At 66.3% G+C, this 24,576-nt stretch carries 27 protein-coding genes and 2 tRNA genes; 17 read left to right on the forward strand and 12 right to left on the reverse strand.

The window, feature by feature from the left end:
* Positions 1-10: 10 nt before the first annotated feature.
* Positions 11-565, reverse strand: coding sequence for an elongation factor P (gene efp / locus ACSFA2_RS02905; protein WP_262077922.1), 555 nt, complete (start codon positions 563-565; stop codon positions 11-13).
* On the opposite strand from efp, the gene ACSFA2_RS02910 reads away from it, so the two are divergent.
* A complete protein-coding gene (locus ACSFA2_RS02910; RefSeq protein ID WP_435453801.1) occupies positions 551-745 on the forward strand; it encodes a hypothetical protein in 195 nt (64 codons plus the stop codon). The genes efp and ACSFA2_RS02910 overlap by 15 nt on opposite strands.
* On the forward strand, positions 742-1,515 hold the full coding sequence (locus tag ACSFA2_RS02915) for a fumarylacetoacetate hydrolase family protein (RefSeq protein ID WP_435453802.1): 774 nt from the start codon (positions 742-744) through the stop codon (positions 1,513-1,515). The genes ACSFA2_RS02910 and ACSFA2_RS02915 overlap by 4 nt, the downstream gene beginning before the upstream one ends.
* Here the strand turns inward: ACSFA2_RS02915 and earP are convergent.
* Both earP and ACSFA2_RS02925 read right to left on the reverse strand, forming a co-directional pair.
* A complete protein-coding gene (gene earP, locus ACSFA2_RS02920) occupies positions 1,512-2,618 on the reverse strand; it encodes an elongation factor P maturation arginine rhamnosyltransferase EarP (protein WP_435453803.1) in 1,107 nt (368 codons plus the stop codon). The two genes, ACSFA2_RS02915 and earP, sit on opposite strands and share 4 nt — an antisense overlap.
* Before the next feature lie 76 nt (positions 2,619-2,694).
* Positions 2,695-4,695, reverse strand: coding sequence for a gamma-glutamyltransferase family protein (locus ACSFA2_RS02925; protein WP_435453804.1), 2,001 nt, complete (start codon positions 4,693-4,695; stop codon positions 2,695-2,697).
* A 140-nt stretch (positions 4,696-4,835) separates the two neighbouring features.
* Between ACSFA2_RS02925 and uvrC the strand changes: the two genes are divergently transcribed.
* The 3 genes from uvrC to ACSFA2_RS02940 are packed head-to-tail and all read left to right on the forward strand — an operon-like array spanning position 4,836 to position 8,280.
* Positions 4,836-6,785: an excinuclease ABC subunit UvrC gene (uvrC, locus tag ACSFA2_RS02930; protein ID WP_435453805.1), complete on the forward strand. Its 1,950-nt coding sequence runs from the start codon at positions 4,836-4,838 to the stop codon at positions 6,783-6,785.
* A gap of 47 nt (positions 6,786-6,832) precedes the next feature.
* On the forward strand, positions 6,833-7,399 hold the full coding sequence (gene pgsA, locus ACSFA2_RS02935; protein WP_435453806.1) for a CDP-diacylglycerol--glycerol-3-phosphate 3-phosphatidyltransferase: 567 nt from the start codon (positions 6,833-6,835) through the stop codon (positions 7,397-7,399).
* Positions 7,396-8,280 (forward strand): DMT family transporter, encoded by an 885-nt coding sequence (locus ACSFA2_RS02940; RefSeq protein ID WP_435453807.1) that lies wholly within the window; start codon positions 7,396-7,398, stop codon positions 8,278-8,280. The genes pgsA and ACSFA2_RS02940 overlap by 4 nt, the downstream gene beginning before the upstream one ends.
* Here the strand turns inward: ACSFA2_RS02940 and ACSFA2_RS02945 are convergent.
* Positions 8,277-9,203 (reverse strand): LysR family transcriptional regulator, encoded by a 927-nt coding sequence (locus ACSFA2_RS02945; protein ID WP_435453808.1) that lies wholly within the window; start codon positions 9,201-9,203, stop codon positions 8,277-8,279. The genes ACSFA2_RS02940 and ACSFA2_RS02945 overlap by 4 nt on opposite strands.
* Positions 9,204-9,280: 77 nt before the next feature.
* Here ACSFA2_RS02945 and ACSFA2_RS02950 point away from each other — a divergent pair, with 77 nt between their 5' ends.
* The 7 genes from ACSFA2_RS02950 (at position 9,281) to ACSFA2_RS02980 (ending at position 14,414) form a co-directional block, all read left to right on the forward strand.
* Positions 9,281-10,156: an alpha/beta fold hydrolase gene (locus tag ACSFA2_RS02950; RefSeq protein WP_435454164.1), complete on the forward strand. Its 876-nt coding sequence runs from the start codon at positions 9,281-9,283 to the stop codon at positions 10,154-10,156.
* A gap of 25 nt (positions 10,157-10,181) precedes the next feature.
* Entirely contained in the window at positions 10,182-11,267 is a 1,086-nt protein-coding gene (locus tag ACSFA2_RS02955; RefSeq protein ID WP_435453809.1) for a tartrate dehydrogenase, read from the forward strand.
* A 217-nt stretch (positions 11,268-11,484) separates the two neighbouring features.
* Entirely contained in the window at positions 11,485-11,757 is a 273-nt protein-coding gene (locus ACSFA2_RS02960) for an HU family DNA-binding protein (RefSeq protein WP_140842779.1), read from the forward strand.
* Between the two features lie 16 nt (positions 11,758-11,773).
* A tRNA-Val gene (locus ACSFA2_RS02965) sits at positions 11,774-11,849 on the forward strand.
* A gap of 75 nt (positions 11,850-11,924) precedes the next feature.
* Complete coding sequence (locus ACSFA2_RS02970) at positions 11,925-13,835, forward strand: SurA N-terminal domain-containing protein (RefSeq protein ID WP_435453810.1); 1,911 nt, start codon at positions 11,925-11,927, stop codon at positions 13,833-13,835.
* A gap of 29 nt (positions 13,836-13,864) precedes the next feature.
* Positions 13,865-13,940, forward strand: a tRNA-His gene (locus ACSFA2_RS02975).
* A 132-nt stretch (positions 13,941-14,072) separates the two neighbouring features.
* Entirely contained in the window at positions 14,073-14,414 is a 342-nt protein-coding gene (locus ACSFA2_RS02980) for an H-NS histone family protein (RefSeq protein WP_435453811.1), read from the forward strand.
* 82 nt (positions 14,415-14,496) lie between these two features.
* Here the strand turns inward: ACSFA2_RS02980 and ACSFA2_RS02985 are convergent, their stop codons facing one another.
* Positions 14,497-15,483, reverse strand: a complete 987-nt coding sequence (locus ACSFA2_RS02985; RefSeq protein WP_435453812.1) for an NADPH:quinone oxidoreductase family protein — start codon at positions 15,481-15,483, stop codon at positions 14,497-14,499.
* Between the two features lie 125 nt (positions 15,484-15,608).
* Between ACSFA2_RS02985 and surE the strand changes: the two genes are divergently transcribed.
* The 4 genes from surE (at position 15,609) to rlmD (ending at position 19,619) form a co-directional block, all read left to right on the forward strand.
* On the forward strand, positions 15,609-16,367 hold the full coding sequence (surE, locus tag ACSFA2_RS02990) for a 5'/3'-nucleotidase SurE (protein ID WP_435453813.1): 759 nt from the start codon (positions 15,609-15,611) through the stop codon (positions 16,365-16,367).
* A 37-nt stretch (positions 16,368-16,404) separates the two neighbouring features.
* Positions 16,405-17,187, forward strand: coding sequence for a protein-L-isoaspartate(D-aspartate) O-methyltransferase (locus ACSFA2_RS02995; RefSeq protein WP_435453814.1), 783 nt, complete (start codon positions 16,405-16,407; stop codon positions 17,185-17,187).
* A gap of 11 nt (positions 17,188-17,198) precedes the next feature.
* Positions 17,199-18,104 (forward strand): peptidoglycan DD-metalloendopeptidase family protein, encoded by a 906-nt coding sequence (locus tag ACSFA2_RS03000; protein WP_435453815.1) that lies wholly within the window; start codon positions 17,199-17,201, stop codon positions 18,102-18,104.
* Positions 18,105-18,173: 69 nt separating this feature from the next.
* On the forward strand, positions 18,174-19,619 hold the full coding sequence (rlmD, locus tag ACSFA2_RS03005) for a 23S rRNA (uracil(1939)-C(5))-methyltransferase RlmD (RefSeq protein WP_435453816.1): 1,446 nt from the start codon (positions 18,174-18,176) through the stop codon (positions 19,617-19,619).
* A gap of 46 nt (positions 19,620-19,665) precedes the next feature.
* Here rlmD and ACSFA2_RS03010 read toward each other — a convergent pair whose 3' ends face one another.
* Complete coding sequence (locus ACSFA2_RS03010) at positions 19,666-20,367, reverse strand: Bax inhibitor-1/YccA family protein (protein WP_435453817.1); 702 nt, start codon at positions 20,365-20,367, stop codon at positions 19,666-19,668.
* 166 nt (positions 20,368-20,533) lie between these two features.
* Between ACSFA2_RS03010 and ACSFA2_RS03015 the strand changes: the two genes are divergently transcribed.
* Positions 20,534-20,941 carry a GlcG/HbpS family heme-binding protein gene (locus ACSFA2_RS03015; RefSeq protein ID WP_435453818.1) on the forward strand — a complete coding sequence of 136 codons (408 nt, stop codon included), beginning with the start codon at positions 20,534-20,536 and terminating at the stop codon, positions 20,939-20,941.
* A 184-nt stretch (positions 20,942-21,125) separates the two neighbouring features.
* Here ACSFA2_RS03015 and hemP read toward each other — a convergent pair whose 3' ends face one another.
* The 6 genes from hemP to ACSFA2_RS03045 all read right to left on the reverse strand — a co-directional run bounded on the left by hemP (position 21,126) and on the right by ACSFA2_RS03045 (position 24,537).
* Complete coding sequence (gene hemP / locus ACSFA2_RS03020) at positions 21,126-21,338, reverse strand: hemin uptake protein HemP (protein ID WP_435453819.1); 213 nt, start codon at positions 21,336-21,338, stop codon at positions 21,126-21,128.
* Between the two features lie 101 nt (positions 21,339-21,439).
* Complete coding sequence (locus ACSFA2_RS03025) at positions 21,440-21,856, reverse strand: ExbD/TolR family protein (RefSeq protein WP_435453820.1); 417 nt, start codon at positions 21,854-21,856, stop codon at positions 21,440-21,442.
* 86 nt (positions 21,857-21,942) lie between these two features.
* Positions 21,943-22,653, reverse strand: coding sequence for a MotA/TolQ/ExbB proton channel family protein (locus ACSFA2_RS03030; protein WP_435453821.1), 711 nt, complete (start codon positions 22,651-22,653; stop codon positions 21,943-21,945).
* 19 nt (positions 22,654-22,672) lie between these two features.
* Entirely contained in the window at positions 22,673-23,374 is a 702-nt protein-coding gene (locus ACSFA2_RS03035; RefSeq protein WP_435454165.1) for an energy transducer TonB, read from the reverse strand.
* A 98-nt stretch (positions 23,375-23,472) separates the two neighbouring features.
* Positions 23,473-23,745 carry a (2Fe-2S)-binding protein gene (locus ACSFA2_RS03040; RefSeq protein WP_140842751.1) on the reverse strand — a complete coding sequence of 91 codons (273 nt, stop codon included), beginning with the start codon at positions 23,743-23,745 and terminating at the stop codon, positions 23,473-23,475.
* Positions 23,746-23,856: 111 nt separating this feature from the next.
* Complete coding sequence (locus ACSFA2_RS03045) at positions 23,857-24,537, reverse strand: Fe2+-dependent dioxygenase (protein WP_435453822.1); 681 nt, start codon at positions 24,535-24,537, stop codon at positions 23,857-23,859.
* Positions 24,538-24,576: the final 39 nt, after the last annotated feature.

Here is a 24,576-nt window from a genome sequence, read left to right on the forward strand (position 1 = left end):
TGCAGGTCGCTCAGACGCGCTTGCGGTATTCACCCGTGCGGGTGTCGATTTCGATCTTGTCGCCCTGTGCGACGAAGAGAGGAACCGGCACTTCGAAACCGGTGGCGATCTTGGCCGGCTTGAGCACCTTGCCCGACGTGTCGCCCTTGACGGCGGGTTCGGTCCAGGTGATTTCGCGTTCGACGCTGGTCGGCAGTTCGACCGAGATCGCCTTGCCTTCGTAGAACACCACTTCGACGGCCATGCCGTCTTCGAGGTAGTTCAGGGCGTCGCCCATGTTCTCGGCTTCGACTTCGTACTGGTTGTACTCGGCGTCCATGCAGACGTAGAGCGGGTCGGCGAAGTAGGAGTACGTGCAGTCCTTCTTCTCGAGCACGATCTGGTCGATCTTGTCATCGGCCTTGAAGACCACTTCGGTGTTGAAGTTGGCCACCAGGCTCTTCATCTTCATGCGCACAGTGGCGGAGTTGCGGCCGCCGCGGCTGTATTCGGTCTTGAGGACGACCATCGGGTCCTTGCCGTGCATGATCACGTTGCCGGCGCGGATTTCTTGAGCGATTTTCATAACGTTGTCTGGCTGGTTGGCCGCTGCGCGCGGCAGGCCGTGGCGCTATTGCAGTTCTGCCGCATCGAAAACGAATTCCCGAAATTGCAGTTGAAAAGCGGCGGCAAATTTTGGATAGCCAGCGATTTTAGCGGGTTTCGCAAGGCGAAGCCAATTCGGGCAGACTTCGGTGCGCCATGAACGACACCCTCCAAGACATCGCGGCCGCCCTGGTCGCCGCCCGCCGAAGCGGCATCGCCGTCGATGAATCCCCCTGGCACGACACGATGTTGACGCCGGACGAGATTTACGAACTGCAAGACCGCGTGGCCGCCGAACTCGGCTGGAACACCGACCCGGACGCACCCAGCACCTGGAAGGGCGGCGGCCCGACGACCACCTCGGTCGCCACCTTCGCCCGGATTCCCGAGCCCTTCGTGCTGAGCTCGCCCGGACGCCTCGAAGCGAAGGATTTCCATCGCCTCGGCATTGAGATAGAAGTCGCCTTCCGCCTGGCGCGCGATGTCAGCGCGCCCGACCTCGCGGCTCGCGCCGTGCAGGCGCCCGAAGCGCTGTTCGACGCGATGACCGTCTCGATCGAACTGGTCGACTTCCGTTGGCAGGGGGCCGACCAGGCGCCGGCACCGCTGCGTCTGGTCGATGTTCAGTCGAACGGCGCGCTGGTGCTGGGGGAGTGGGTGCCGATTCGGCCGGTGAATTGGGCAGCGCAGACCGCGACGCTCGAAGTCAACGCCAAGCAAGTCGGCCGCTACCAGGGCGCGCACCCGTGCGGCGACCCGATGTGGATGGCGCCGCAGTGGCTGCAGCACGCGGTGGCGCGCCATGATCGGCTGGCGGCGGGCAGCGTGCTCACCACCGGTTCCTGGTGCGGCATGGTGTGGCTCGATGGGCCAGCGTCTGTGCGGGCTTCGTTCGAGGGGATTGGTGAGGCAGTGCTGACGTTGGCTTAGTTTCCTTGGGTGAGGACACCCGCGGACTGCCTGATGCGATCCACGAAGCGTGCGAGCTGGGTGGCCAGGTCGTCCTGCGCCAGGAGACGAGTCCGCGCCTGCTGCGTCGCCCTGGTCCACGCATCGTGCGTGGCGGCGTCCGGCCAGGTGAGCACGGCATCGTCGGCGTCGTTCCAGGCGCGGTGGAACGTGCGCCATGCGGGCGGCGCGTCGAGCATGTCGAGAAAGGCTTCGAGCTTGACGTGGTGCACGTCGTCGTCCTGCGGGTAGATCTGCCAGGCGAAGGCGGCGCCGGCCCAGAGCGCGCGGATCACCGAGTCTTCCCCGCGCACGAAGTTGAAGTCGCAGGCCCACAGCAGTTCGTCGTAGCCGCGCTGGGACAGCATCGGCAGGAAGGACACCGACAGGGTGCCGTGCCGGCTGTCCGGCGATGGCCACACGGCGCGCACCGCGGGGGTCGCGCGCCCGGCCGTGACCAGCAGGCGATGCGGTGTCGGTGCTGCGGCCAACTGGTCGAGCAGGCGCCCGAGCGCCCTGGGTTCGTAGCAGAACAGCGAGACGAGCTCCTCGCCTTGCCACGCAATGCCATGGTCCTTCAGCCAGGCGCTGCGGTCGAACGCGGCACGGCGCGCCGGCAGATCGTCCTCGCGCAGCAGGCCGCCGGTGGCGGGCGTGAAGCCGGGATAGAAGAAGTGCTTGGTCAGCCCTTCGCCGGGGCCGCGGAAGACGGGGGAGGGCAGCCGATGCAGGCGCTCCACGTAGGGTTCGGCGGAGAGGTATTCGAGGTTGATCCATGGACGCGGTGCGCTGGCATGCACCTGCGCGAAACGTTCGAGCAGTTCAGGTGCCGGGTCGCAGCCGAAGGCTTCGATCAGGACGTCGGGCACCGCTTCGGCAGCGGCCAGCGCCACGGCGACCGGGTCGGACCAGCGGATGACGGCGACACCGTCGCATCTCTGCGGCGCCAGCCAATCCAGCGCCGACGGATCGTCGACCCAGAGCCGCACCCGCGCGCCGCGCTGCGCCAGCTGGCAGGCCAGCCGCCAGCTGATCGCGATGTCGCCGAAGTTGTCGATGACCTTGCAGAAGATGTCCCAGCGCATGCGCATCCCGTCATGAAAAAGCCCCCGCGGCCTCGCGACCTCGGGGGCTTCGGGGTGCCGAGCCGGCGCGCTGGCGTCAGGGCGTGAAAGTATCGCCGAGCACGATGCCTTCGCGGCGCGGGTCGGCGCCGCCGGTGAGGATCGGGCCGCCGCTGGCCGGCTTGCGGATGATGGTGCTGATGCCGCTCGATTGGGAACCCGTCGCCACGGTGTGGCCGAGCGCGCGCAGGCCGAGGATCAGCGGGTCGTTGTTGCCGCCGTTCGTGATGTCCACGTTCGGATGCTCGCCGCCGACATTGGTGCTCGGGCTGTTGGTCGCACCGAAATCGACCAGCGAGGTGGCCTGTTGGGCATCCAGGCCCCAATCGAGAGCGCCGACCACGGTCTTCACCACGTACTGGATGATGGTGCCGCCGCCGGGCGAGCCGGTCGCCATGAGGAAGTCACCGGGCTGGTTGCCGTTGAAGACCAGCGTCGGTGCCATCGTGCTGCGCGGGCGCTTGCCCGGCGCGACGCGGTTGGCCACCGGCGCACTCGTGACCGGATCGATCGGATTGGCGCTGAAGTCGGTCAGCTGGTTGTTCAGCATGATCCCGTGGCTCATGTGGTACGAGCCCAGCGTCGATTCCACCGTCGTGGTCATCGAGGCCACGTTGCCGTCCTTGTCGACGATCGAGTAGTGCGTCGTGCCATGTTCGACCGTCTTGTCGATGCCGACCGGCGGCACGCCGAAGTCGCCGGCCACGGCCGTGCCCATGCTCTTGCTGAAGTCGATCAGGTTGGCGCGCGAGCGCATGTACGTCTTGTTGAGCAGCGTGTCGGCACTGCCGCCGGGCAGCGGCACGAAGTCGGTGTCGGCCACGTACTTGTCGCGGTCGGCGTAGGCCAGACGCTCGGCCTCGGCCACCAGATGCACGCCCATCACCGACGGCTTGCCACCTTCGAGATCGACCTGCGACGGCGCATGCAGACCCAGGTTGAAGTTCTCCAGGATGCCCAGTGTCGACAGCACGCCGATGCCGCCCGACGACGGCGGCGACATGCTGCACACGTAGTAGGCCCGGTAGGTGGTGCAGACCGGTTCGCGGCGCATCGGCTTGTAGTTCTTCAGGTCGGTCAGCGTGGTCTTGCCGGGTGTGATCACCGAGCCGTCGGCGCCGGTCGTGATCTGGATCTTCGCCACGATGTCCTCGGCGATCTTGCCGGTGTACATCGCGTCGGCGCCCTGGCTGGCCATGGCCTTCAGCACCTCGGCATACGCGGGGTTGGTGAGGGTCGTGCCCAGCGGCTTGGGGTTGCCGGCGGCATCGAGGAAGTAGGCCGCCGCTTCGGCGTCGCGCTTGAGGTTGGATGCCGACGACGCGATCGCCGCCGCCATGCGACCGCCGACCTTGAAGCCATCGCTGGCCAGGCGGGTGCCTTCGCCGAACAGGTCTTTCCATGCCAGCTTGCCATGGTCGCCGTGGGCCATCTCGAGCATGCGCATCACGCCCGGCGTGCCGATGGAGCGGCCGCTGGCGCGGGCGCTGGGCTTGGGCAGCGTCTGGTCGGTGGTGTCGTCGACGTAGCGCAGGTAGTTGGCGGTGGCGGCCGCCGGTGCGGTCTCGCGGCCGTCGTAGGCCTGCACCTTCTTGGTCTTGGCGTCGTAATAGAGCATGAAGGCGCCGCCTGCGAGGCTGCTCGACTGCGGCTCGACCAATGCCAGCACGGCCTGCACCGCGATGGCGGCATCGGCGGCGCTGCCGCCGGCCTTGAGCACGTCGCAGCCGGCCTTGGTGGCCAGCGGATGGTTCGCCACCACCATGAAGGTCCTGGCGCTGACGACCTTGTGGCCGACCACGTAGCCGGACGCGGGTTCCGGTGCGGCCGGGTCCCCCGCATCGCCCGAGCCGACCACCACCGGCGTTGCCGTGGTGCTGGTGAGGCAGCTGTTGTCGACGGCCACCGGAGGCGTCGTCTGGACAGGGGCCGGCGTGGTCGGCGTGCTGCCGCTGTCGGAACCACCGCCGCCGCAGGCCAGCAGCGTCAGGGCGAGGGCGGTCGGGGTCAGGGCCCACCAGGAGAGATTTCTCTTCATAAATGTTATTGAACTGTTATTAGTTGAGATCGTCGTGAAAAATATCACGACAGGGTCAACTGTGAGCACATGTTGTGCCAACCAAAGCTGCCCGATGTCGTGCAAGCGAGAGGGCCGCGGCGCGCGAGACAATAGCCGCCATGTCCGATGTGCATTCCGATCAACTCCTCAGCGAAGTCGCAGCCCTGCCCAACCTGCCCGGCGTCTACCGCTATTTCGATGCGGCCGGCGCCGTGCTCTACGTGGGCAAGGCGCGCAACCTGAAGAAGCGGGTCGCCAACTACTTCCAGAAGAGCCACGGCGGCACGCGCATCGGCCACATGATCAGCAAGATCGTGCGCATGGAGACGACGGTGGTGCGCTCCGAGGCCGAGGCGCTGCTGCTCGAGAACAACCTCATCAAGACGCTCAAGCCGCGCTACAACATCCTGTTTCGCGACGACAAGAGCTATCCCTACCTGAAGATCGCGGCGCACACCTTTCCGCGCCTGGCCTACTACCGCGGCGCGACCGACCGCAAGCACCGCTACTTCGGGCCGTACCCGAGCGCCTGGGCGGTGAAGGAATCGATCCAGCTGCTGCAGAAGGTGTTCAAGCTGCGCACCTGCGAAGACACGGTGTACGCCAACCGCACGCGGCCGTGCCTGCTCTACCAGATCAAGCGCTGCACCGGGCCGTGCGTGGACTACATCACGCCCGAGGCCTACGCGCAGGACGTGGCGAATGCGGAAGCCTTCCTGATGGGCGACACGCAGGTGGTGCTGAACCAGCTCGAATCGCGCATGACGATGCACGCCGAGAAGCTGGAGTTCGAGCAGGCGGCCGAGCTGCGCAACCAGATGTCGGCGCTGTCGCGCGTGCTGCACCAGCAGTCGATCGAGATCGCGTCGGACAAGGACGTCGACATCCTGGCCGTGCAGGTGCTGGGCGGACGCGCCTGCGTCAACCTGGCGATGGTGCGCGGTGGCCGCCACCTGGGCGATCGCGCGTACTTCCCGGTGCACGTCGACGATGCCGCGCAGATGCACGACAGCGCGCTCGAAGCGGAGGAGGGCGACGCCCTGTCGATCGAGTCGCAGGTGCTCGAAGCCTTCATCGCGCAGCACTACATCGACGTGGCGGTGCCGGCCACGCTGGTGCTGAGCGAGCAGGTCGGGCGCGAGCTGATCGAGGCGGTGTCTCAGCAGGCCGGCATCCGCATCACCGCGGTGTTCCAGCCGCGCGAGCAGCGCCGCCACTGGCTCGAGATGGCGCAGACGAACGCGCAGCTGCAACTGGCGCGGCTGCTGGCCGAAGAGGGCTCGCAGCAGGCGCGCACGCGCGCGCTGGTCGACGCGCTCGAGCTGGCGCCCGACGACCTCGACAACTTCCGTGTGGAATGCTTCGACATCTCGCACACCGCTGGCGAGGCGACGCAGGCCTCGTGCGTGGTGTTCGAGCACCACGCCATGCAGAACCGCGAATACCGCCGCTACAACATCGACGGCATCACGCCCGGCGACGACTACGCCGCGATGCGCCAGGTGCTGCACCGTCGCTACGGCAAGCTCGCCGAGGTGATCGCCGCCGAGAGCGATGCGCCACCGCCCGGCGACGCCGAAGGCGTGGGCAGCGACGCGCCGCCCACCACCAAGGCCGCGCGCATGCCCGACCTGGTGCTGGTCGACGGCGGCAAGGGCCAGGTGTCGATGGCCCGTGAGGTGTTCGGCGAACTGGGCCTGCCGCTGTCGCTGATCGTCGGCGTCGAGAAGGGCGAGGGCCGCAAGGTCGGCCTGGAAGAACTGGTGTTCGCGGATGGTCGCGAGAAGGTCTACCTGGGCAAGGACTCGGCGGCGCTGATGCTGGTCGCGCAGATCCGCGACGAGGCGCACCGCTTCGCCATCACCGGCATGCGGGCCAAGCGCGCCAAGGTGCGCGTCGGTGGCAGCCAGCTGGAAGACATCCCGGGCATCGGCCCAAAGCGCCGGGCCCGCCTGCTGCAGCGCTTCGGCGGCATCCGGGGCGTGGCGTCGGCTAGCGTGGAAGACATCGCCTCGGTCGAGGGCATCGCCATCGACCTGGCCGAAGAAATCTACCGCGCGCTGCACTGAGGCCGCAGCCGACGAGAAGGGACATGCGGGTCATGCACAATCGCGGCATGTTCTGGACCCTGCCAACGATCATGACCTGGACGCGCATCGTCGCGATCCCGCTGATCGTCGGCGTGTTCTACCTGCCCATCGCCGAGCCGATGCGCAACCTCCTCGCGACGGTGATGTTCATCGTGTTCGCGGCCACCGACTGGCTCGACGGCTTCCTGGCGCGCAAGCTCAACCAGACCTCGGCCTTCGGTGCCTTCCTCGACCCGGTGGCCGACAAGTTCCTGGTCTGCGCGTCGCTGCTGGTGCTGGTGCACCTCAACCGCGCCGACGTGTTCGTCGCGCTGATCATCATCGGCCGCGAGATCGCCATTTCCGCGCTGCGCGAATGGATGGCGCAGATCGGTGCCGGCAAGAGCGTGGCGGTGCACATGATCGGCAAGGTCAAGACCGTCGTGCAGATGGTGGCCATCCCCTTCCTGCTGTTCGACGGCGTGCTGTTCGGCGTCATCGAGACCGGCGTGTGGGGCCAGTGGCTGATCTGGATCTCTGCCGTGCTCACCGTCTGGTCGATGGTGTACTACCTGCAGAAGGCCATTCCCGAGATCCGGGCCCGCGCGAAATGACACCCGCGGCACGCGCCGCCGGCTGGCTGCGCGTGATGCCGGGCGTGTTCGTCCTGATCTGGGCAACCGGCTTCATCGTGGCGCGTTACGGCATGCCGTATGCGCCGCCGCTCAAGTTCCTGGCCGTGCGCTATGCGCTGACGTTCGCCGCCTTCGGGCTGTGGGCGGTGCTGGCGCGCGTCGCCTGGCCGGCCACGCGTGCGCAGTGGGGCCATCTGATGATGACCGGCGTGCTGGTGCAGGCCGGTTACCTGGCCGGTGTCTGGGCCGCGGTGCGTGCCGGCATGGGCTCCGGCCTCGTCGCACTGCTGGTGGGCCTGCAGCCGGTGCTCACCGGCGTGTGGCTCTCGATGCGCGGCGGCCGCATCACGCGGCGTCAGTGGGCCGGGCTGCTGCTGGGCCTGACCGGCCTGGTCCTGGTGGTGTCGCGCAAGTTCGGCGACGGCGCCGAGGTCAGCCTCCAGACCCTGTCGCTGGCCCTGGCGGCGCTGCTGTCGATCACGGTGGGCACGCTCTACCAGAAGCGTTTCGTGGCGCCTTGCGATGTGCGCAGCGCGAGCGTGGTGCAGTTCGCCGCGGCCATGGTGGCGACGCTGCCCCTCGCGTTGATGGAGACCGCGCCCATCGTCTGGAATGCCTATTCGATCGGCGCCATGGCCTGGTCGGTGCTGGTGCTGTCGCTGGGCGGCAGCTCGCTCTTCTACATCCTGATCCAGCGCGGCTCCGCCGCGGCCGTGACCAGCCTGCTGTACCTGGTGCCACCGACCACCGCGATCATGGCGTGGCTGCTGTTCTCGGAACCGATCACGGCGCTGACGTTGCTCGGCACGGCGATCACGGCGGTGGGCGTGAGCCTGGTGGTGCGTGCACCGAAAGGCTAAGGCTTCCAGGGCTCGCCGCGGAACTGCTCGGCCAGGAAGTCCACCAGCAGGCGCACGCGGCGGGGCGTCTTGGGTCGCCACGGCGCGATCCAGTGGATGTCCGCGTCGGGCATCGCGTACTGGGGCAGCACGCGCTGCAATTCACCCGACGCGATTTGCGGTGCGATGTCCCACAGGCTGCGCAGCATCACGCCGCGGCCGGCCAGGCACCAGTCGCGCACCAGCTCCCCGGAGTTGCTCGACAGCGGGCCCTGCACGCGTACCCGCACCAGCGCGCTGTCCTTGTCGTGCCGGAGCGTCCAGTGCGCAGGCGCAGCGCCGTGGGCGTCGGCGTTCTCGTGGACGACCAGGCAGGCGTGGCTGGAAAGGTCGGCCGGGTCGCGCGGCGTGCCGTGGCGCGCCAGGTAGTCCGGCGACGCGACGACGATGCGCTGGTTGCGCGCGAGGCGGCGCGAGGTCCATTGCGAGCTGCGCGCGCCTTGCACCGACCACAGCCACAGCGCGCCGTCGTAGCCGTCGGCGCCCAGGTCGGGCAGGCGCTCGCTCAACGCCAGATCGATCTGCAGCGCGGGATGGCGCTGCTGGAATTCGGCCAGTGCCGGCCCGAGCCAGCGGCGGCCGAAACCCAGCGTGGCTGCGATGCGCAAGGGGCCGCGCAGGGCGGTCTGCCGGTCGCTCAGCTCGGCTTCCAGGGCCGCGAAGCCTTCGAGCAGTTTTCCCGCGTGCAGGCACACCGCCTCGCCTTCGGGCGTGAGGTGCAGGCGGCGCGTCGTGCGCTCGAACAGGCGCTGCCCGAGCCGGGTTTCCAGCGCGGCCAGCCGCTTGGTCACGACCGACGGCGCGACGCCCAGCGATGCAGCGGCCGCCGAGAGGCTGCCGCGGGCGTGTACGGTGGTGACGAGTTCAAGATCGGCGCGTTCCATTCCGGCCTCGATGGAAATAATCAATTCGATGATTGTTGCTTGAAGCCTTCGAGCCGGCAACGCACAATCGCGCCGTGCTGAACGAATTCACTCCCTTTGACGTGTCGCGCGACGGCGTCGTGCTGCACGGGCGCATCGGCGGCCACGGTCCGGCATTGCTGCTGCTGCACGGCCATCCGCAGACCCATGTCATCTGGCACCGTGTGGCGCCGGCGCTGGCCCAGCGCTTCACGGTCGTCTTGATGGACCTGCGCGGCTACGGCGATTCGGGCCGGCCGGCGCCCGACGCCGAGCATCGGGTCTACAGCAAGCGCGAGATGGCCGCCGACGCGATGGCGGTGATGCAACACCACGGTTTCGATCGTTTCCAGGTGCTGGCGCACGACCGCGGCGCGCGCGTGGCGCATCGCCTTGCGGCCGATCATCCTGAGGCTGTCGAGCGGATGCTGCTGCTCGACATCGCGCCCACGCTCGCGATGTACGAGAACACCTCCGAGGCCTTCGCGCGTGCCTACTGGCATTGGTTCTTTCTCATCCAGCCACCGCCCTTGCCGGAGGCGCTGCTCGCGTCCGACCCGTCGCGCTACGTGCGCAGTGTGATGGGCGGCCGGCATGCCGGCCTGGCGCCTTTTGCGCCTGAAGCCTTGGCCGAGTACGAACGCTGTGCTGCGGTTCCCGGCACCGCCGAAGCAGTGTGCGAGGACTACCGCGCATCCGCCAGCATCGACCTGGCGCACGACCGCGAAGACATCGCGGCCGGCCGCCGACTGATGCAGCCGCTGCGCGTGCTGTGGGGCGCGCACGGCGTGGTCGGCCAATGCTTCGACGTGCTTGCGCTGTGGCGCGAGCGCGCCGACGACGTATCGGGCGGCACGGTGCCGTGCGGCCACTACATTCCCGAAGAGGCGCCGGACGACGTCGTGCGCGAAGCCCTCTCTTTCTTCCGATCCTGAGACAAAACCTTCAAGGACTTTTCCCATGAGCACCCATCGCATCGCAGTCATCGCCGGCGACGGCATCGGCAAGGAGACCATGCCCGAGGGCATCCGCGTGCTCGACGCCGCGGCACGCAAGTTCGGCATCGACCTGAAGTTCGACCATTTCGATTTCTCGAGCTGGGACTACTGCGAGAAGCACGGGAAGATGCTGCCCGACGACTGGAAGGACCAGATTGGCGGTCACGACGCCATCTACTTCGGCGCGGTCGGCTGGCCCGAGAAGATCGCGGACCACGTGTCGCTGTGGGGTTCGCTGCTGCTGTTCCGCCGCGATTTCGACCAGTACATCAACCTGCGCCCTGCGCGCCTCATGCCCGGCATCATCGCGCCCGTGGTGCGCCGCGACGGCACGCCGCGCGAGCCGGGCGAGATCGACATGTACATCGTGCGCGAGAACACCGAGGGCGAGTATTCGAGCATCGGGGGGCGGATGTACGAAGGCACGCCGCGCGAGATCGTGATGCAGGAAACCGTGATGTCGCGTGTGGGCGTCGACCGTGTGCTGAAGTTCGCCTTCGAGCTCGCGCAGTCGCGGCCGAAGAAGCACCTCACGAGCGCCACGAAGTCGAACGGCATCGCGATCACCATGCCCTACTGGGACGAACGCGTGGCCGCCATGGCCAAGAACTACCCGGGCATCACGCTCGACAAGTTCCACATCGACATCCTCACTGCGCATTTCGTGCAGCGCCCCGACTTCTTCGATGTGGTGGTCGCGAGCAACCTGTTCGGCGACATCCTGTCGGACCTCGGTCCGGCCTGCACCGGCACCATCGGCATCGCGCCCAGCGCCAACCTCAACCCCGAACGCACGACGCCGTCGCTGTTCGAGCCGGTCCATGGTTCTGCGCCCGACATCGCCGGGCAGGGCATCGCGAACCCGATCGGGCAGATCTGGTGCGGCGCGATGATGCTGGAATTTCTCGGCCACAAGGACGCGCACGACGCGATCCTGGCGACCATCGAGAAAGTGCTTGCGCCCCAAAGCGGCGCGCCGCGCACGCGCGACATCGGTGGAAATGCAAGCACGGCCGATCTGGGCCGCGCCATCGCCGAGGCGCTTTGAAAAAAAACGACTTCACAAAACGCCCCTAAAATCGCGCTCCCCGCGGGGCCGCGCGGCCGTGTGACTTATTGACACCCCGTAGCCCTGTGGTTGTAATCCTTGTTGGCAGTCTGCTGCCGACACGTCAGCGCTGCCATCCATTCGCGTGCCAAAGGCTCCATCGCGGGGCCGGCCACTGCATCTGACGCCCGATCCACTTTTCCTCTGAGGGGCCCTTGTGAACAAGACCGAACTGATTGAGCACATCGCAAAAAACGCCGACATCTCCAAAGCCGCCGCCACGCGCGCACTCGAGTCCACCATCGGCGCCATTCGTACCACGCTCAAGAAGGGCAACTCCGTGTCGCTCGTCGGTTTCGGGACTTTCGCAGTGGGCAAGCGCGCTGCGCGCACCGGTCGCAATCCGCGCACCGGCGACGCGATTAAAATCAAGGCCGCCAAGATCCCGAAGTTCCGTCCGGGCAAGGCGCTGAAAGACGCGCTGAACTGAGATACTTCTTCCTCGGGGGTGCTTAGCTCAGCTGGTAGAGCGGCGCCCTTACAAGGCGTAGGTCGGGGGTTCGAGCCCCTCAGCACCCACCACCCGGCAATAAGGCGAACACGAGTTCGCCTTTTTTGTTTTGCCATCGGCAACCGTCACAGAGAGAGCGTTCAAGCATGTTCGAGTTCTTCCGCAAGTACAACAAGATCGTCATGGGCGTCTTGTTCGTGCTGATCATTCCGTCCTTCGTCCTCTTCGGTGTCGATCGCTACCAGGGCGACCAGAAGGGCGAGAAGGTCGCTCATGTCGACGGTCACGACATCACGCGTCCGGAATGGGACATGCAGCATCGCAACGAGGTTGATCGCATCCGCCGCCAATCGCCCAACGTCGACCCGGCCCTGCTCGATTCGGATGCCGCGCGCTACGCAACGCTCGAACGCATGGTGCGCGACCGCGTGCTGGCCGCTGCGGCCGCAAAGACGAACATGACGGTCTCCGAAGAGCGGCTGACACGCCTGTTCGCCGAGGACGCCGGCCTGGCGTCCTTCCGCACCGCGGACGGTCGCTTCGATCGCGAGCGTTTCCAGATGGCCACCGGCCAGACCCCCGAACAGTACGAAGCGGCCGTGCGCGGCAGCATGGCGACGCAGCAGGTGCTGCTCGGCGTGACGGGCACGGCCTTCGCGACGCCAGCCCAGGCGCAGCCGACACTCGACGCGTTCTTCGATCGCCGCGAGGTGCAGATCGCACGCTTCAAGCCGGCCGATTTCACGTCGAAGGTGACGGTGAACGACGCGGACATCGAGACCTACTACAAGGATCACGCCGCGCAGTTCCAGGCGCCCGAGCAGGCGAGCGTCGAGTACCTGGTGCTCGACCTGGACGCCGCGAAGAAGAACATCTCGGTGAGCGAGGCCGATCTCAAGAGCTATTACGAGCAGAACGGCGCCCGCTTCGGCACGCCCGAAGAGCGACGCGCCAGCCACATCCTGATCACCGCGCCACCGAGCGCCGCGAAGGCCGAACGCGATGCGGCCCGCACCAAGGCCGAGCAACTGCTGGCCGACGTCAAGCAGGCCCCCGCGACCTTCGCCGCGGTTGCCCGCAAGAACTCGCAGGACCCCGGGTCCGCGGAAAAGGGCGGCGACCTGGACTTCGTGTCGCGCGGCGCGATGGTCAAGCCTTTCGAGGACGCGATGTTCGCGCTGAAGAAAGGCGAGATCAGCAACATCGTCGAGACCGAGTTCGGCTATCACATCATCAAGCTCGACGACATCAAGCCGGGCGTGGTCCAGCCTTTCGAACAGGCGCGTGCCGCCATCGAGAACGAGGTCCGCGGCCAGCAGGCCACGCAGGAATTCGCGAAGGCCGCCGAAGCCTTCACCGACGCCGTGTACCAGCAGCCGGACAGCCTGCAGCCGGCGGCCGACAAGCTCAAGCTCACCATCCGCAAGGCCAGCGACGTTGCACGCACGCCGGCGCCTGGTGCGACCGGTGCGCTGGCCAGTGCCAATTTCCTCAAGGCGCTGTTCGCGCCCGACACGCTGGAGCGCAAGCACAACACGGAGGCGATCGAGATCGGCCCGAACCAGCTCGCGTCCGGTCGCATCGCGCAATACGCGCCCGCGCGCACCGTGCCCCTGGCCGAGGTGAAGGACAAGGTGCGCACGCAACTGGTGGCCGAGAAGGCAGCGGCGCTCGCCAAGGCCGACGGCGAAGCCAAGCTGGCGGCCTGGCGCAGCAACACGGCCGGCGCCACGCTGACGCCACCGGTGACGCTGTCGCGCATCGACCCGCAATCGCAGCCGCAAGCGATCGTCGAGGCCGCGCTGCGTGCCGATGCAACCCAATTGCCGGCCTTGACAGGCGTCGATCTGGGCGCCGACGGCTATGCGGTGCTGCGCATCGTCAAGAGCCTCGGCCGCGCGGCGCCGTCCGCAGACGTTGCGAAGCAGGAGAGCGAGCAGTTCGCACAGGCGGTGGCTGCCGCCGAGAACCTCGCCTATTACAACGTGCTGAAGGTGCGCTACAAGGCGGAAATCCTGGTGCCCCGGCCTGATTTGAATCAGGTGGCCAGCCGCTGATTTCTGACGCTATAATCGACGGCTCTGCGGTGGCTGTAGCTCAGCTGGTAGAGTCCCAGATTGTGATTCTGGTCGTCGTGGGTTCGAGTCCCATCAGCCACCCCAACTGCTTTGTATAAAAAGCGCCCGTTGTAAGACGGGCGCTTTTTTTTTTGGCATTTCGGGTTTCGGGCACTTGTGGCTATTGCGTTCTCAATTAAAATTTGGTTTTCCTTTAACCGACCCTGGGACGCTCAAATGGCATCTACGCTCGCCGACATCAATTCGCAGATCAAGAAGAACGAAGAGCACATTGCGCAATTGCGCAAGCAGGCCGAGGAACTGCGCAATCACGAGCGCGCAGGCGTGATCGAGGAGATTCGCCAGAAGATTGCGGAATTCGGTTTGACGGCTGCAGACCTCAAGTTGTCCACGCGGGCGGCGGGCGGCAAGCGCAGCGTGAGCGCTGCACCTGCAAAGGCCGCGAAGTACCGGGGTCCGGCCGGCGAGACGTGGTCGGGTGGCCGTGGCCGCAAGCCGCGTTGGGTCACCGAGGTCCTGGCCGCCGGCAAGTCGCTGTCGGACTACGAGATCAAGTAAGGCGTTCGCGCTGTGAGCGCAATGGACAAAGGCCCGCAGATGCGGGCCTTTTTCATTGGTGTTGCATTGGCGCTGTGCGAGGTCAGTTCACCATCACCAGCTTGCCTTTGACGCCCCGCGAACCCATGTGGGCGTAGGCGGCTTTCAATTCACTCATGGGCATGGTGCTGTCGATCACCGGCTTGATCTTTCCCTGTGCATACCAGGCCGCCAATTCCGACATCATGTGTGCATTCGCCTTTGGCTCGCGCCGAGCGAAGTCGCCCCAGAATACGCCGACGATCGATGCGCCCTTGAGCAGCGTCAGATTCAACGGAAGCGCGGGAATGCCACCGCCGGCGAACCCGACCACGAGATAGCGGCCGCGCCATGCAATGGAGCGAAATGCCGGTTCGGCGAAGTCGCCGCCGACCGGGTCATAGATCACGTCGGGCCCTCGGCCGCCGGTCGCTTCCTTGATCGCATCGCGAAAGCCGGTCGGCAGCGCGTGCGTCGAGTAGTTGATGCTGCGGTCGGCACCGAGCGATTCACAGAGCGCGCACTTCTCGTCGGTCGACGCCGCGGCGATGACCGTCGCGCCTGCGGCCTTGGCGATCTGGATCGCGGCCGTCCCGACGCCGCCTGCGGCACCGAGGATCAGCACCGTTTCTCCGGCCTTCAGTTGCGCCCGGTCCATGAGGGCGTGCCACGAGGTGCCGTAGGTCATGATGAAGGCGGCCGCATCAACCAGGTCGAAGCCCGCGGGCAAGGGCATGCACTGCGCGGCGGGTGCGACTACATGCGTGGCGAAGCCGCCGGTGCCGGAGAGGCAGGCGACGTTCTGACCGGGCTTCAGGTGCGTGACGCCATCGCCGACGGCCTGCACGACGCCCGCGTACTCCGAGCCCGGCACGAAGGGCAGCGGCGGCTTCATCTGGTACTTGTTCTGCACGATCAGCAGATCGGGAAAGTTCAGGCTGGCCGCCTTGATCTCGATGAGCACCTGTCCCGGCCCGGGCGTGGGCGTCGGGAGTTCTCTCCAGGTCAGCGCGTCGACGCCGGTGGGGTTTTCGCAAAGCCAGGCATGCATGCAGATGTCTCCTTCGATGGGTCGCTCGGGCAGGGAATGCGCGCCATGATAGGGTGCCAGGAACGCGGTTCTTGTCCCTGCGGCGACCGACCCGGCGCCTACAATCGCGCGCACTCCCAGACGCCATGAAGATACTCATTTCCAACGACGACGGCTTCCAGGCGCCCGGCATCGTCGCCCTGCACGAAGCGCTCAAGGACTTCGCCGATGTCGAGGTCATCGCCCCCGAGCACAACAACAGCGCCAAGTCGAACGCCCTGACGCTGGCCGCGCCGCTGTATGTTCACCAGGCCCACAACGGCTTCCGCTACGTCACGGGCACGCCGGCCGACTGTGTGCACATCGCGCTCAAGGGTGTGCTGGGCTACAAGCCCGACCTGGTCGTCTCAGGCATCAACAACGGCGCGAACATGGGCGACGACACCATCTATTCGGGGACCGTCGGCGCGGCAATGGAGGCCTACCTCTTCGGCGTTCCCGCCATTGCCTTCTCGCAGATCGAGAAGGGTTGGGCGCATGTCGATTCGGCCGCCCGCGTTGCGCGCCGTCTGGTCGAACGCATCGTGCGCGAGCGCATGCTCGAAGGGCCGGCGTGGTTGCTGAACGTCAACATTCCGAACCGGCCGTTCGAGGAGTTGAAGCCCATCAAGGTGTGCCGCCTCGGTCGCCGGCATGCGGCGGAGAAGGTGATCACCCAGGAAAGTCCGCGTGGCGAGACCATGTACTGGATCGCCGGTGCCGGTGGCGCCAAGGACAGCGGCGAGGGCACCGATTTCCACGCCACGTCCGAAGGCCATGTGGCACTCACGCCGCTGCAGATCGACTTGACGGACCACGCCAACCTCGGGCAATGGCGCGACACCGTGACGCGTCTGCTGCGGTGACGGTGCGCCCAACACCGCGCAGCGGAAGAAGCCGCTGATGTCGTCCAAGCCGCCCTCGAGGCCCGGGTTTCCGGTGCGTCTCACGCCGACGGCGTCCGCCGTCACCCGCGGCCGGCAGCCCGCCGTGCCCGTTCGCCCGCTGGTGCCGACCACGCCCTCGATGGCCTCCGACGCCATCCGTGCGCGGATGGTGCAGCGCTTGGCCGCACAGGGCGTGGCTGATGTGCGCGTGCTGCGGGCGATGGGCACGGTCGAGCGGCATCTTTTCGTCGACAGCGCGCTGGTCAACCAGGCGTATGAAGACACGAGCCTGCCGATCGGCCTGGGCCAGACGATCTCCAAGCCCAACGTGGTGGCGCGCATGATCGAACTGCTGCTGGGTGCACCGGCGCTCGCCGGCAAGCCGAACGACCGGCTGGGGCGCGTGCTGGAAATCGGCACCGGCTGCGGCTATCAGGCCACCGTGCTGAGCCATGTGGCGAGCGAGGTCTACAGCATCGAACGACTCCGCGGCCTGCACGAGCGCGCCCGGGCCAATTTGCGGCCGTTCCGGCTGGCGACCGTGCACCTGCTGCTCGGCGACGGCATGGTGGGCTATGCCAAGGGCGGGCCCTATGCCGGCATCATCGCGGCGGCGGGCGGCGAGGCCGTGCCCGACGCCTGGGTCGAGCAGTTGGCGGTCGGCGGGCGCATCGTGGCGCCGACCCATTCGCCCGGTGGCGGGCAGGCGCTGGTCGTGATCGATAAAACCGTCACGGGACTGCAACGCCGTGTTCTTGAGGCGGTTCATTTTGTCCCCCTAAAATCGGGGATTGCTTGAAGGACGAACACATGCAGGGATTTGGCAATCGGCGCTGGGCGGCTGGTTTGATGTTGGCGTCGATGCTCGTGGTTGCAGGGTGTGCGTCGCCGAGCGGCCCCGTGCCGGTCGAAGACCGCGGCATCATGGCCCGTGGCAATGGCGGCACCACGCCGCCTGCGCCGGGCCTTCCACCGATCACCACCGACGCGTCCGGCAAACCGCTGCCGGGGATCGAGAACTATGGCAAGCCCGGTTACTACGCCGTGCGCCCCGGCGACACCATCCGCCGCATCGCGAACGAGACCGGCCAGACCTGGCAGAACATCGCGCGCTGGAACAACCTCGACAACCCCGACCTGATCGAAGTCGGGCAGGTTTTGCGGGTGATCGCGCCGGGCGCCACTGTGGCGGCGACGGCGCCGGCCACGATCGAGCCCAATGGCGTGGTCACGCGCCCGGTCACGCCCCAGCCGACGGTCACGCCGTCGAGCCCCACAGCACCCGTGGCGGCGGCCAGCGCGCCGGCCAGGCCGGCGAGCCCGCCTGCAGCCGCCTCGGGTGACGAAGACCTCGGCTGGATCTGGCCGGCGCACGGTACGCTCATCGCCGGCTTCGACGAGGCCAAGAACAAGGGGCTGGACATCAGCGGCAAGGCGGGTGATTCGGTGCTCGCCGCCGCCGACGGGCGGGTGGTGTACGCCGGCGCCGGGCTGCGCGGCTACGGCAACCTCATCATCCTGAAGCACAACAATACCTACCTCACCGCCTATGCGCACAACCAGGCGCTGCTGGTGAAGGAAGACCAGTCGGTGCAGAAAGGGCAGAAGATCGCGGAAATGGGCAACAGCGATGCCGACCGCGTGAAGCTCCATTTCGAGATCCGCCGCCAGGGCAAGCCGGTCGACCCGGCGCGCTATCTGCCCTCGCGCCAGTAGGCCGCCGCATCCCCCAACGGCGCGACCGGTGCGCGCCGTGCGGCATCGGGCCGCCTGAGACAATCCCCCATGACCGAAAAGACAGAAAAAGGCGGCGCTGCCCCAGGCGCCACCGATGCCCGCGATGAATGGCTGACCGTCGAGTCGCTCGACCTCGATGCCCAGGGCGTGGCCCACAAGGCCGATGGCATGGTGGTGTTCATTGAAGGTGCCTTGCCCTTCGAGGAAGTGCAGTTCAACCAGCACCGCAAGAAGAACAACTGGGCGCAAGGCACGGTCAGTGCGATCCGCCGCGAATCGTCGCAGCGCGTGCGTCCCGGCTGCCCGCACTTCGGGCTGCACACGGGTGCCTGCGGCGGCTGCAAGATGCAGCACCTCGATGCGGCCGCCCAGGTGGCGGTCAAGCAACGTGCGCTGGAAGACAACCTCTGGCACCTTGGCAAGGTCAAGCCCGAGAACATGATGCGTCCGCTGGAAGGGCCGGCCTGGCATTACCGCTACCGGGCGCGTCTGTCGGTGCGCCACGTGGTGAAGAAGGGCACGGTCCTGATCGGCTTTCACGAGCGCAAGAGCCGCTATCTCGCCGACATGCAGGTGTGCCCCGTGCTTCCCGTGCGGGTGAGCGACATGCTGATGCCGCTGCGCGCGCTCATCGGTTCGCTCGATGCCCACGCCACCTGCCCGCAGATCGAGCTGGCCTGCGGGGATGCGCCGGACGGCACCGGGCTGGGCGTGATCGCTCTGGTGCTGCGCCACCTCGAACCGCTCTCGGCCGCGGACCTGCAACGCCTGCGCGACTTCGCGTCGCTCAACCCCGGCGTGCAGTGGTGGCTGCAGCCGAAAGGCCCCGATACCGTCAAGCTGCTGGACGAGGGCGGTCCGGTGCTGTCCTATGCCTTGCCGGCCTTTAGCGTGACGATGCCGTTCAAGCCGACGGACTTCACGCAGGTCAATCCCCACATCAACCGCATGCTGGTCGGGCGAGCGCTGCGTCTGCTCGACGTTCAGGCCGACGAGCGGGTGATCGACTGGTTCTGCGGCCTGGGCAACTTCACGCTGCCGCTGGCCACGCGTGCGCGCGAGGTGCTGGGCATCGAGGGCAGCGACACGCTGGTTGCCCGGGCAACGGACAACTTCGAACGAAATCGCCCGGCCGTCTCGCCTCGCGGTGCGCTCGCGCCTGCCCGCTTCGTCGCGCGCAACCTGTTCGAGATGACGCCGGAGATGCTGGTGGCCGATGGCGCCGCCGACAAGTGGCTGGTCGACCCGCCGCGCGAAGGCGCCTTCGCGCTGGCCAAGGCATTGGCCGATCTGCACCAGCAGGAGGGAGGGCTGCCTTCAGGCTGGACAGCGCCCAAGCGCATCGTCTACGTGAGCTGCAATCCGTCGACGCTGGCGCGTGACGCCGGCCTGCTGGTACACCAGGCGGGTTATCGCTGCACGGCGGCCGGCGTGGTGAACATGTTCCCGCACACGGCGCACGTCGAATCGATCGCCGTCTTCGAGCGCCCATGAAGAAAGGCCCCGACGGGGCCTTTCTTGTTTGAAGCGGGGGAACCGATCAGTCGCGCTCGCCGCCGAAGATCCCCAGCAGCGCCAGCAGGCTCTGGAACACGTTGAAGAGGTCCAGATACAGCGCGAGCGTTGCGCTGATGTAGTTGGTCTCGCCACCGTCCATGATCTGCTTCAGGTCGTACAGCATGTAGGCCGAGAAGATCGCGATGGCGGCCACCGAGATCGCCATCATGCCGGCGCTGGACCCCACGAACACGTTGATGACCGCGCCCACCATCAGCACCATCGCGCCGACAAAAAGCCATTTGCCCATGCTGGACAGATCGCGCTTGATGACCGTGGCGAGCGAGGCCATCGCGAAGAACACGCCAGCCGTGCCGCCGAAGGCGATCATGATGAGGTCGGAGCCGTTCTTGAAGCCCAGCACCATCGCGATCAGCCGCGACAGCATCAGGCCCATGAAGAAGGTGAAGGCCAGCAGTACAGGGACCCCGGCGGCAGAATTCTTGGTCTTCTCGATGGCAAACATGAAGCCGAAAGCACCGACCATGAACACCACCAGGCCGAGCCCGCCGGTGAGCGAGCGCGTGATGCCGGTGGCTACGCCCATCCAGGCGCCCAGCACGGTGGGCAGCAGGCTCAGGGCCAGCAACCAGTAGGTGTTGCGCAGGACGCGCTGGCGGTCCGCCTGGGGCAGGGTCTGGCCATAGCCGACGGCGGTGTCGAGGGTGTTGACGCGGTCGTTCATTGCTGAAACTCCTGGAGATAGGCTGCGGGGCTGCAGCTCAACGCGCATTTTAGGACGCCGGCCTGCCCGTTCGTGACAAAAATCTCAAGCCCCTGCGCGGGCATCCGGCAACTGCCGGGCGAATGCGCGCGCTATGCTCACAGGTTTTCCAACCACCGTTCCAGCCATGAAGACCAAGTCCTTTCTCGAACTCGCCGACGTCAAGGCCATTGCGGCGGCTGCCGAAGCCGAAGCGCTCAAGAACAACTGGGCTGTGACGATCGCGATATCGGACGACGCAGGCCATCTTCTCTGGCTGCAGCGCCTGGATGGCGCAGCGGCGCTGTCGTCGCACATCGCACCGGCCAAGGCCCACACTGCCGCCATGGGCCGTCGCGACAGCAAGGTCTATGAGGACATCATCAATGGCGGTCGCACTGCGTTCCTGACCGCACCGGCCGTCCAGGGGCTGCTCGAAGGCGGCGTGCCGATCGTCAAGGACGGCCACGTGATCGGGGCGGTGGGCGTGAGCGGCGTGAAGTCGAACGAAGACGCCCAGGTGGCCAAGGCAGGCATCGCAGCGCTCGGCCTCTGAGTCGCCACCGACGCTGCAAAGCAAAACGCCGACCTGAGGGTCGGCGTTTTCGTTGAAGCGGTCTCAAGGTGGAAAAAAAGCTTGGCTAGTCGGCGAACCGTTGGCTAGCAAAAAACGACCCTTCGGAGAATGATCTCCTCGAGTCGCCCCACGATGAAACTTGCGCGAGGGGCGGGCTGATCGACTACTTCGTGAGGATCAGCTTGCCGAGTTTGGTGGCCTGCAGGCGGTAGAGCGAACCGTTGTGCATGATGCCAACCGTCTTGCTGCCACGGAGCAGATCGGTGCTTTCGACCAGCGGCACCGGCCGGGCGACTGGCGACGAAAGTGTGCCACCGCCCGACTGGTCGAGCGAAGGATGGCTCAGAACGGAGAAGGAGTTGGGCGTAGCGGGCATCTGGCTTCCTGTGTCGAAACGATAACTGAATGATAATGATTCTCAATAAATAAGTCAATCACCGCGATCGATTTATTTTTCAGTTGCCGGTCGAGTGCACGTTACTTCGCCGCGTCCGGCTCGGTGATGAAGCCAATCTTGCGCACGCCGGCTTCGCGCGCTGCCGACATCGCCTGCGCGACGCGTTCGTAACGAACGGCCTTGTCGCCGCGAATGTGCAACTCCGGCTGCGGATCCTTGCCCGCTTCGGCGGCCAGCAGCGTCTTGAGCGCACTGTCCTCGATCTTGTTCTCGTTCCAGTAGTAGCTGCCGTCGGCCGCGACCGTGAACAAGATGTTCTGCGGCTTGGTCTGCTCGGGCTCGCTGGTCGCCTGGGGCAGGTCGATGTTCACGGCGTGCTTCATCACCGGCACGGTGATGATGAAGATGATGAGCAGCACCAGCATGACATCGACCAGCGGCGTCATGTTGATCTCGTTCATCACCTCATCGGGTTCGTCTTGGGTTCCGAAGGCCATCTCATGCCTCCCGACGAGCCGCCTCTAGGGAGGCATGCGCCCCCTTGGGGGGCAGTGAGCGAATGCGAGCTTGGGGGTACATGTCATCAGCCCTTCTTGAGCGGCACGATCGTGGCGTCGGTCGACTGGACGCGCGCACCGGTCACGAAGTAGGCGTGCAGGTCGTGGGCGAAGCTGTTGAGCTTGGTCAGCACGAACTTGTTGCCGCGCACCAGCGCGTTGTAGCCCAGCACGGCGGGGATGGCGACCGCCAGCCCGAGCGCCGTCATGATGAGCGCCTCGCCGATCGGGCCGGCGACCTTGTCGATCGTGGCCTGGCCGGCCGAGCTGATGCTCATCAATGCGTGATAGATGCCCCACACCGTGCCGAAGAGGCCGATGAACGGCGCGGTCGAGCCGACCGAGGCCAGCACGGCCAGGCCTGCCTGCAGGCGCGCGGTGAACTCGTCGATGCCGTTGCGCAGCGAACGCGTGATCCAGTCGCTCACGTCGAGCGCGTCATGCAGATGCACCTTGGTGTTGCGATGGTGCGCTGCCGCCTCGCGGCCCTCGAGCGCCAGCGCGCGGAAGGGGTTGCTGTCGTCCTTGCCGAGCTTGTTCAGGGCAGTGGCGAAGTCTTCGCTGTGCCAGAAATCCTGCGAATGCTTCGCCAGACGCTTGTATTTGATGACGTCCAGCGCCTTGATGAAGATCACGATCCAGGACGCGAGCGACATGCCGATCAGCAGAACGGCGACAGCCTTGGTGACGAAGTCGCCCTGACTCCATAGGTTCATCAGGCCAAAGTGGGAATCCATACGAAACTGCTCCAGAAAATTAGTTGAGAACCCAGTTGATCGGCACGTTGAACTCCATCGGTTCAACGACCCCATTGCGTTTGCCCGGCACGTAGCGCCAACTCATTACGGCGGTGCGTGCTGCCTCGTCGAGGCGCTCGTAGCCACTCGATTCGCGGATCGAGGCGCTTTTCGGCAGCCCGTCGACGCCGATCAACACACGAACGATCGTCTTGCCCTGTTCGCCCAGCCGCTTGCTCATGGCGGGGTACACCGGCTTCGGGTTGTTCAGGTAGTCCGCGTTGGAAGACGGGAGCTGAACGGCCGGTGGCGCCGGCGGAGCCGGCGGCGGAGATGGAGGCGCGGGTGGCGCTGGCGGAGCTGGCGGCGCGAGTGGCGGTGCAGGTGGTTGCGGCTCGATCACGCCCGTGGGCGCGTTGGGGGTGGGCGCCGGTGTCCGAATGGCCATCGGACGCGGCGGCGGCGGCGTCCGGATTTCCTTGGGCTTGGGGGCCGGCGGCGGAGGAGGGGGCGGTGGCGGCGGATCCTTGGGCTTCGGCGGTTCGATGAACTCGCTCAGGATCTCCACGGGAATCACCACTTCGGCGGCCTTGCGGATCAGCCCGCTCTGCAGCGCCCAGAGCGCCGCCACGTGGAACAGCACCACGCTGCCGGCGATCACCGCATTGCGGGACAGGCCCAGCGTGGTGGGAGGAGACGAAGAAAAGCGGTCGGACACGATTTACCCATCGATCAGAGCATGCCGAAGGCACGCCCTACTTGCAGCTTAAACCGCTGTCTATTTGCGAAAGATCCACCAGACCGAGCCGGCGACGAAGATCAGGCTGCCAGCGAGTGCCGTGAGGAATTCCATGCGTTGCTCTCCTGGATCGAAGTGGCAAGCTGGATGGCCCGGGTCCCGTCGCCGCGGTTGAGCGCTGCAACAGGGTGCGAAGCGCTGCACTGCGCGACGACGTCGCGGGCACAGCCCTCGCATTGGCCACATTGCGTGGCAACCCCCAATTCGAACTGCACTTCGTCGAAAGTCATGCCGGCGCGCGCATGGCGAGCGATTTCCCGGTCGGACACTCGGCGGCACACGCAGACGATCATGGCAGTGAAGGCGCTTTGGCTGGCTGGTTGAAGATGAGTGATTATAAATACGAATTCGTCGCATTTGCAATCGCTATGGTCTTGCCCTTGACGCCCAGTCGGTCATGCGGGTCACACCTCCGACCACATTCGCAGGAGGTTGTGATAGTGCCCTGTGAGTGCCACCGTCTCGTCGGTGTCGCCGATGCGGGCACGAAGCGCCTGGATCGACCTGTCGAGTTCGAAGAGCATCCCGCGTCGCTGGTCGTCCCGGATCATGCTCTGCAGCCAAAAAAACGAGCAGATGCGCACGCCGCGGGTGACGGGGTGCACCCGATGCAGGCTGCTCGAGGGGTACAGGATCAGGTCGCCGGCCGGCAGCTTGACCTCGTGCGTGCCGTAGGTGTCGACCACCTCGAGGTCGCCGCCGTCATAGTCGTCCGGGTCGCACAGGAAGAGGGTGCACGAGAGGTCGGTGCGCAAAGGGGTGTCGCCGGCGGGTAGGCGGCGTACGGCGCCGTCGACGTGGAGCCCATAGTGCTCGCCGCCTTGATAGCTGTTGAACAGTGGCGGCACGAATCGCAGCGGCAGCGCCGCGGAGAAGAAGAGCGGGTGGCGCGACAAAGCCGCCAGCACTTGTTTCCCGAGCTCTCGGCCAACCGGTGAATGCTCGGGCAATTGGCGGTTCTGCTTGACCTGCGCGCCTTGGAGGCCGACGGTCTCGCGTCCGTCGACCCAGTCGGCGGCGTCCAGCGCGGCGCGCAGGATACGCACTTCGTCTGCGTTCAGAACCTGCGGGATATGCAGCATCATTTTTCGGTCTGCTCCATTGAAAAAGCCCCGGCGCGGGGC

Origin of the sequence: Variovorax cryoconiti (genome assembly GCF_051216395.1) — a bacterium.
GTDB lineage: Bacteria > Pseudomonadota > Gammaproteobacteria > Burkholderiales > Burkholderiaceae_C > Variovorax.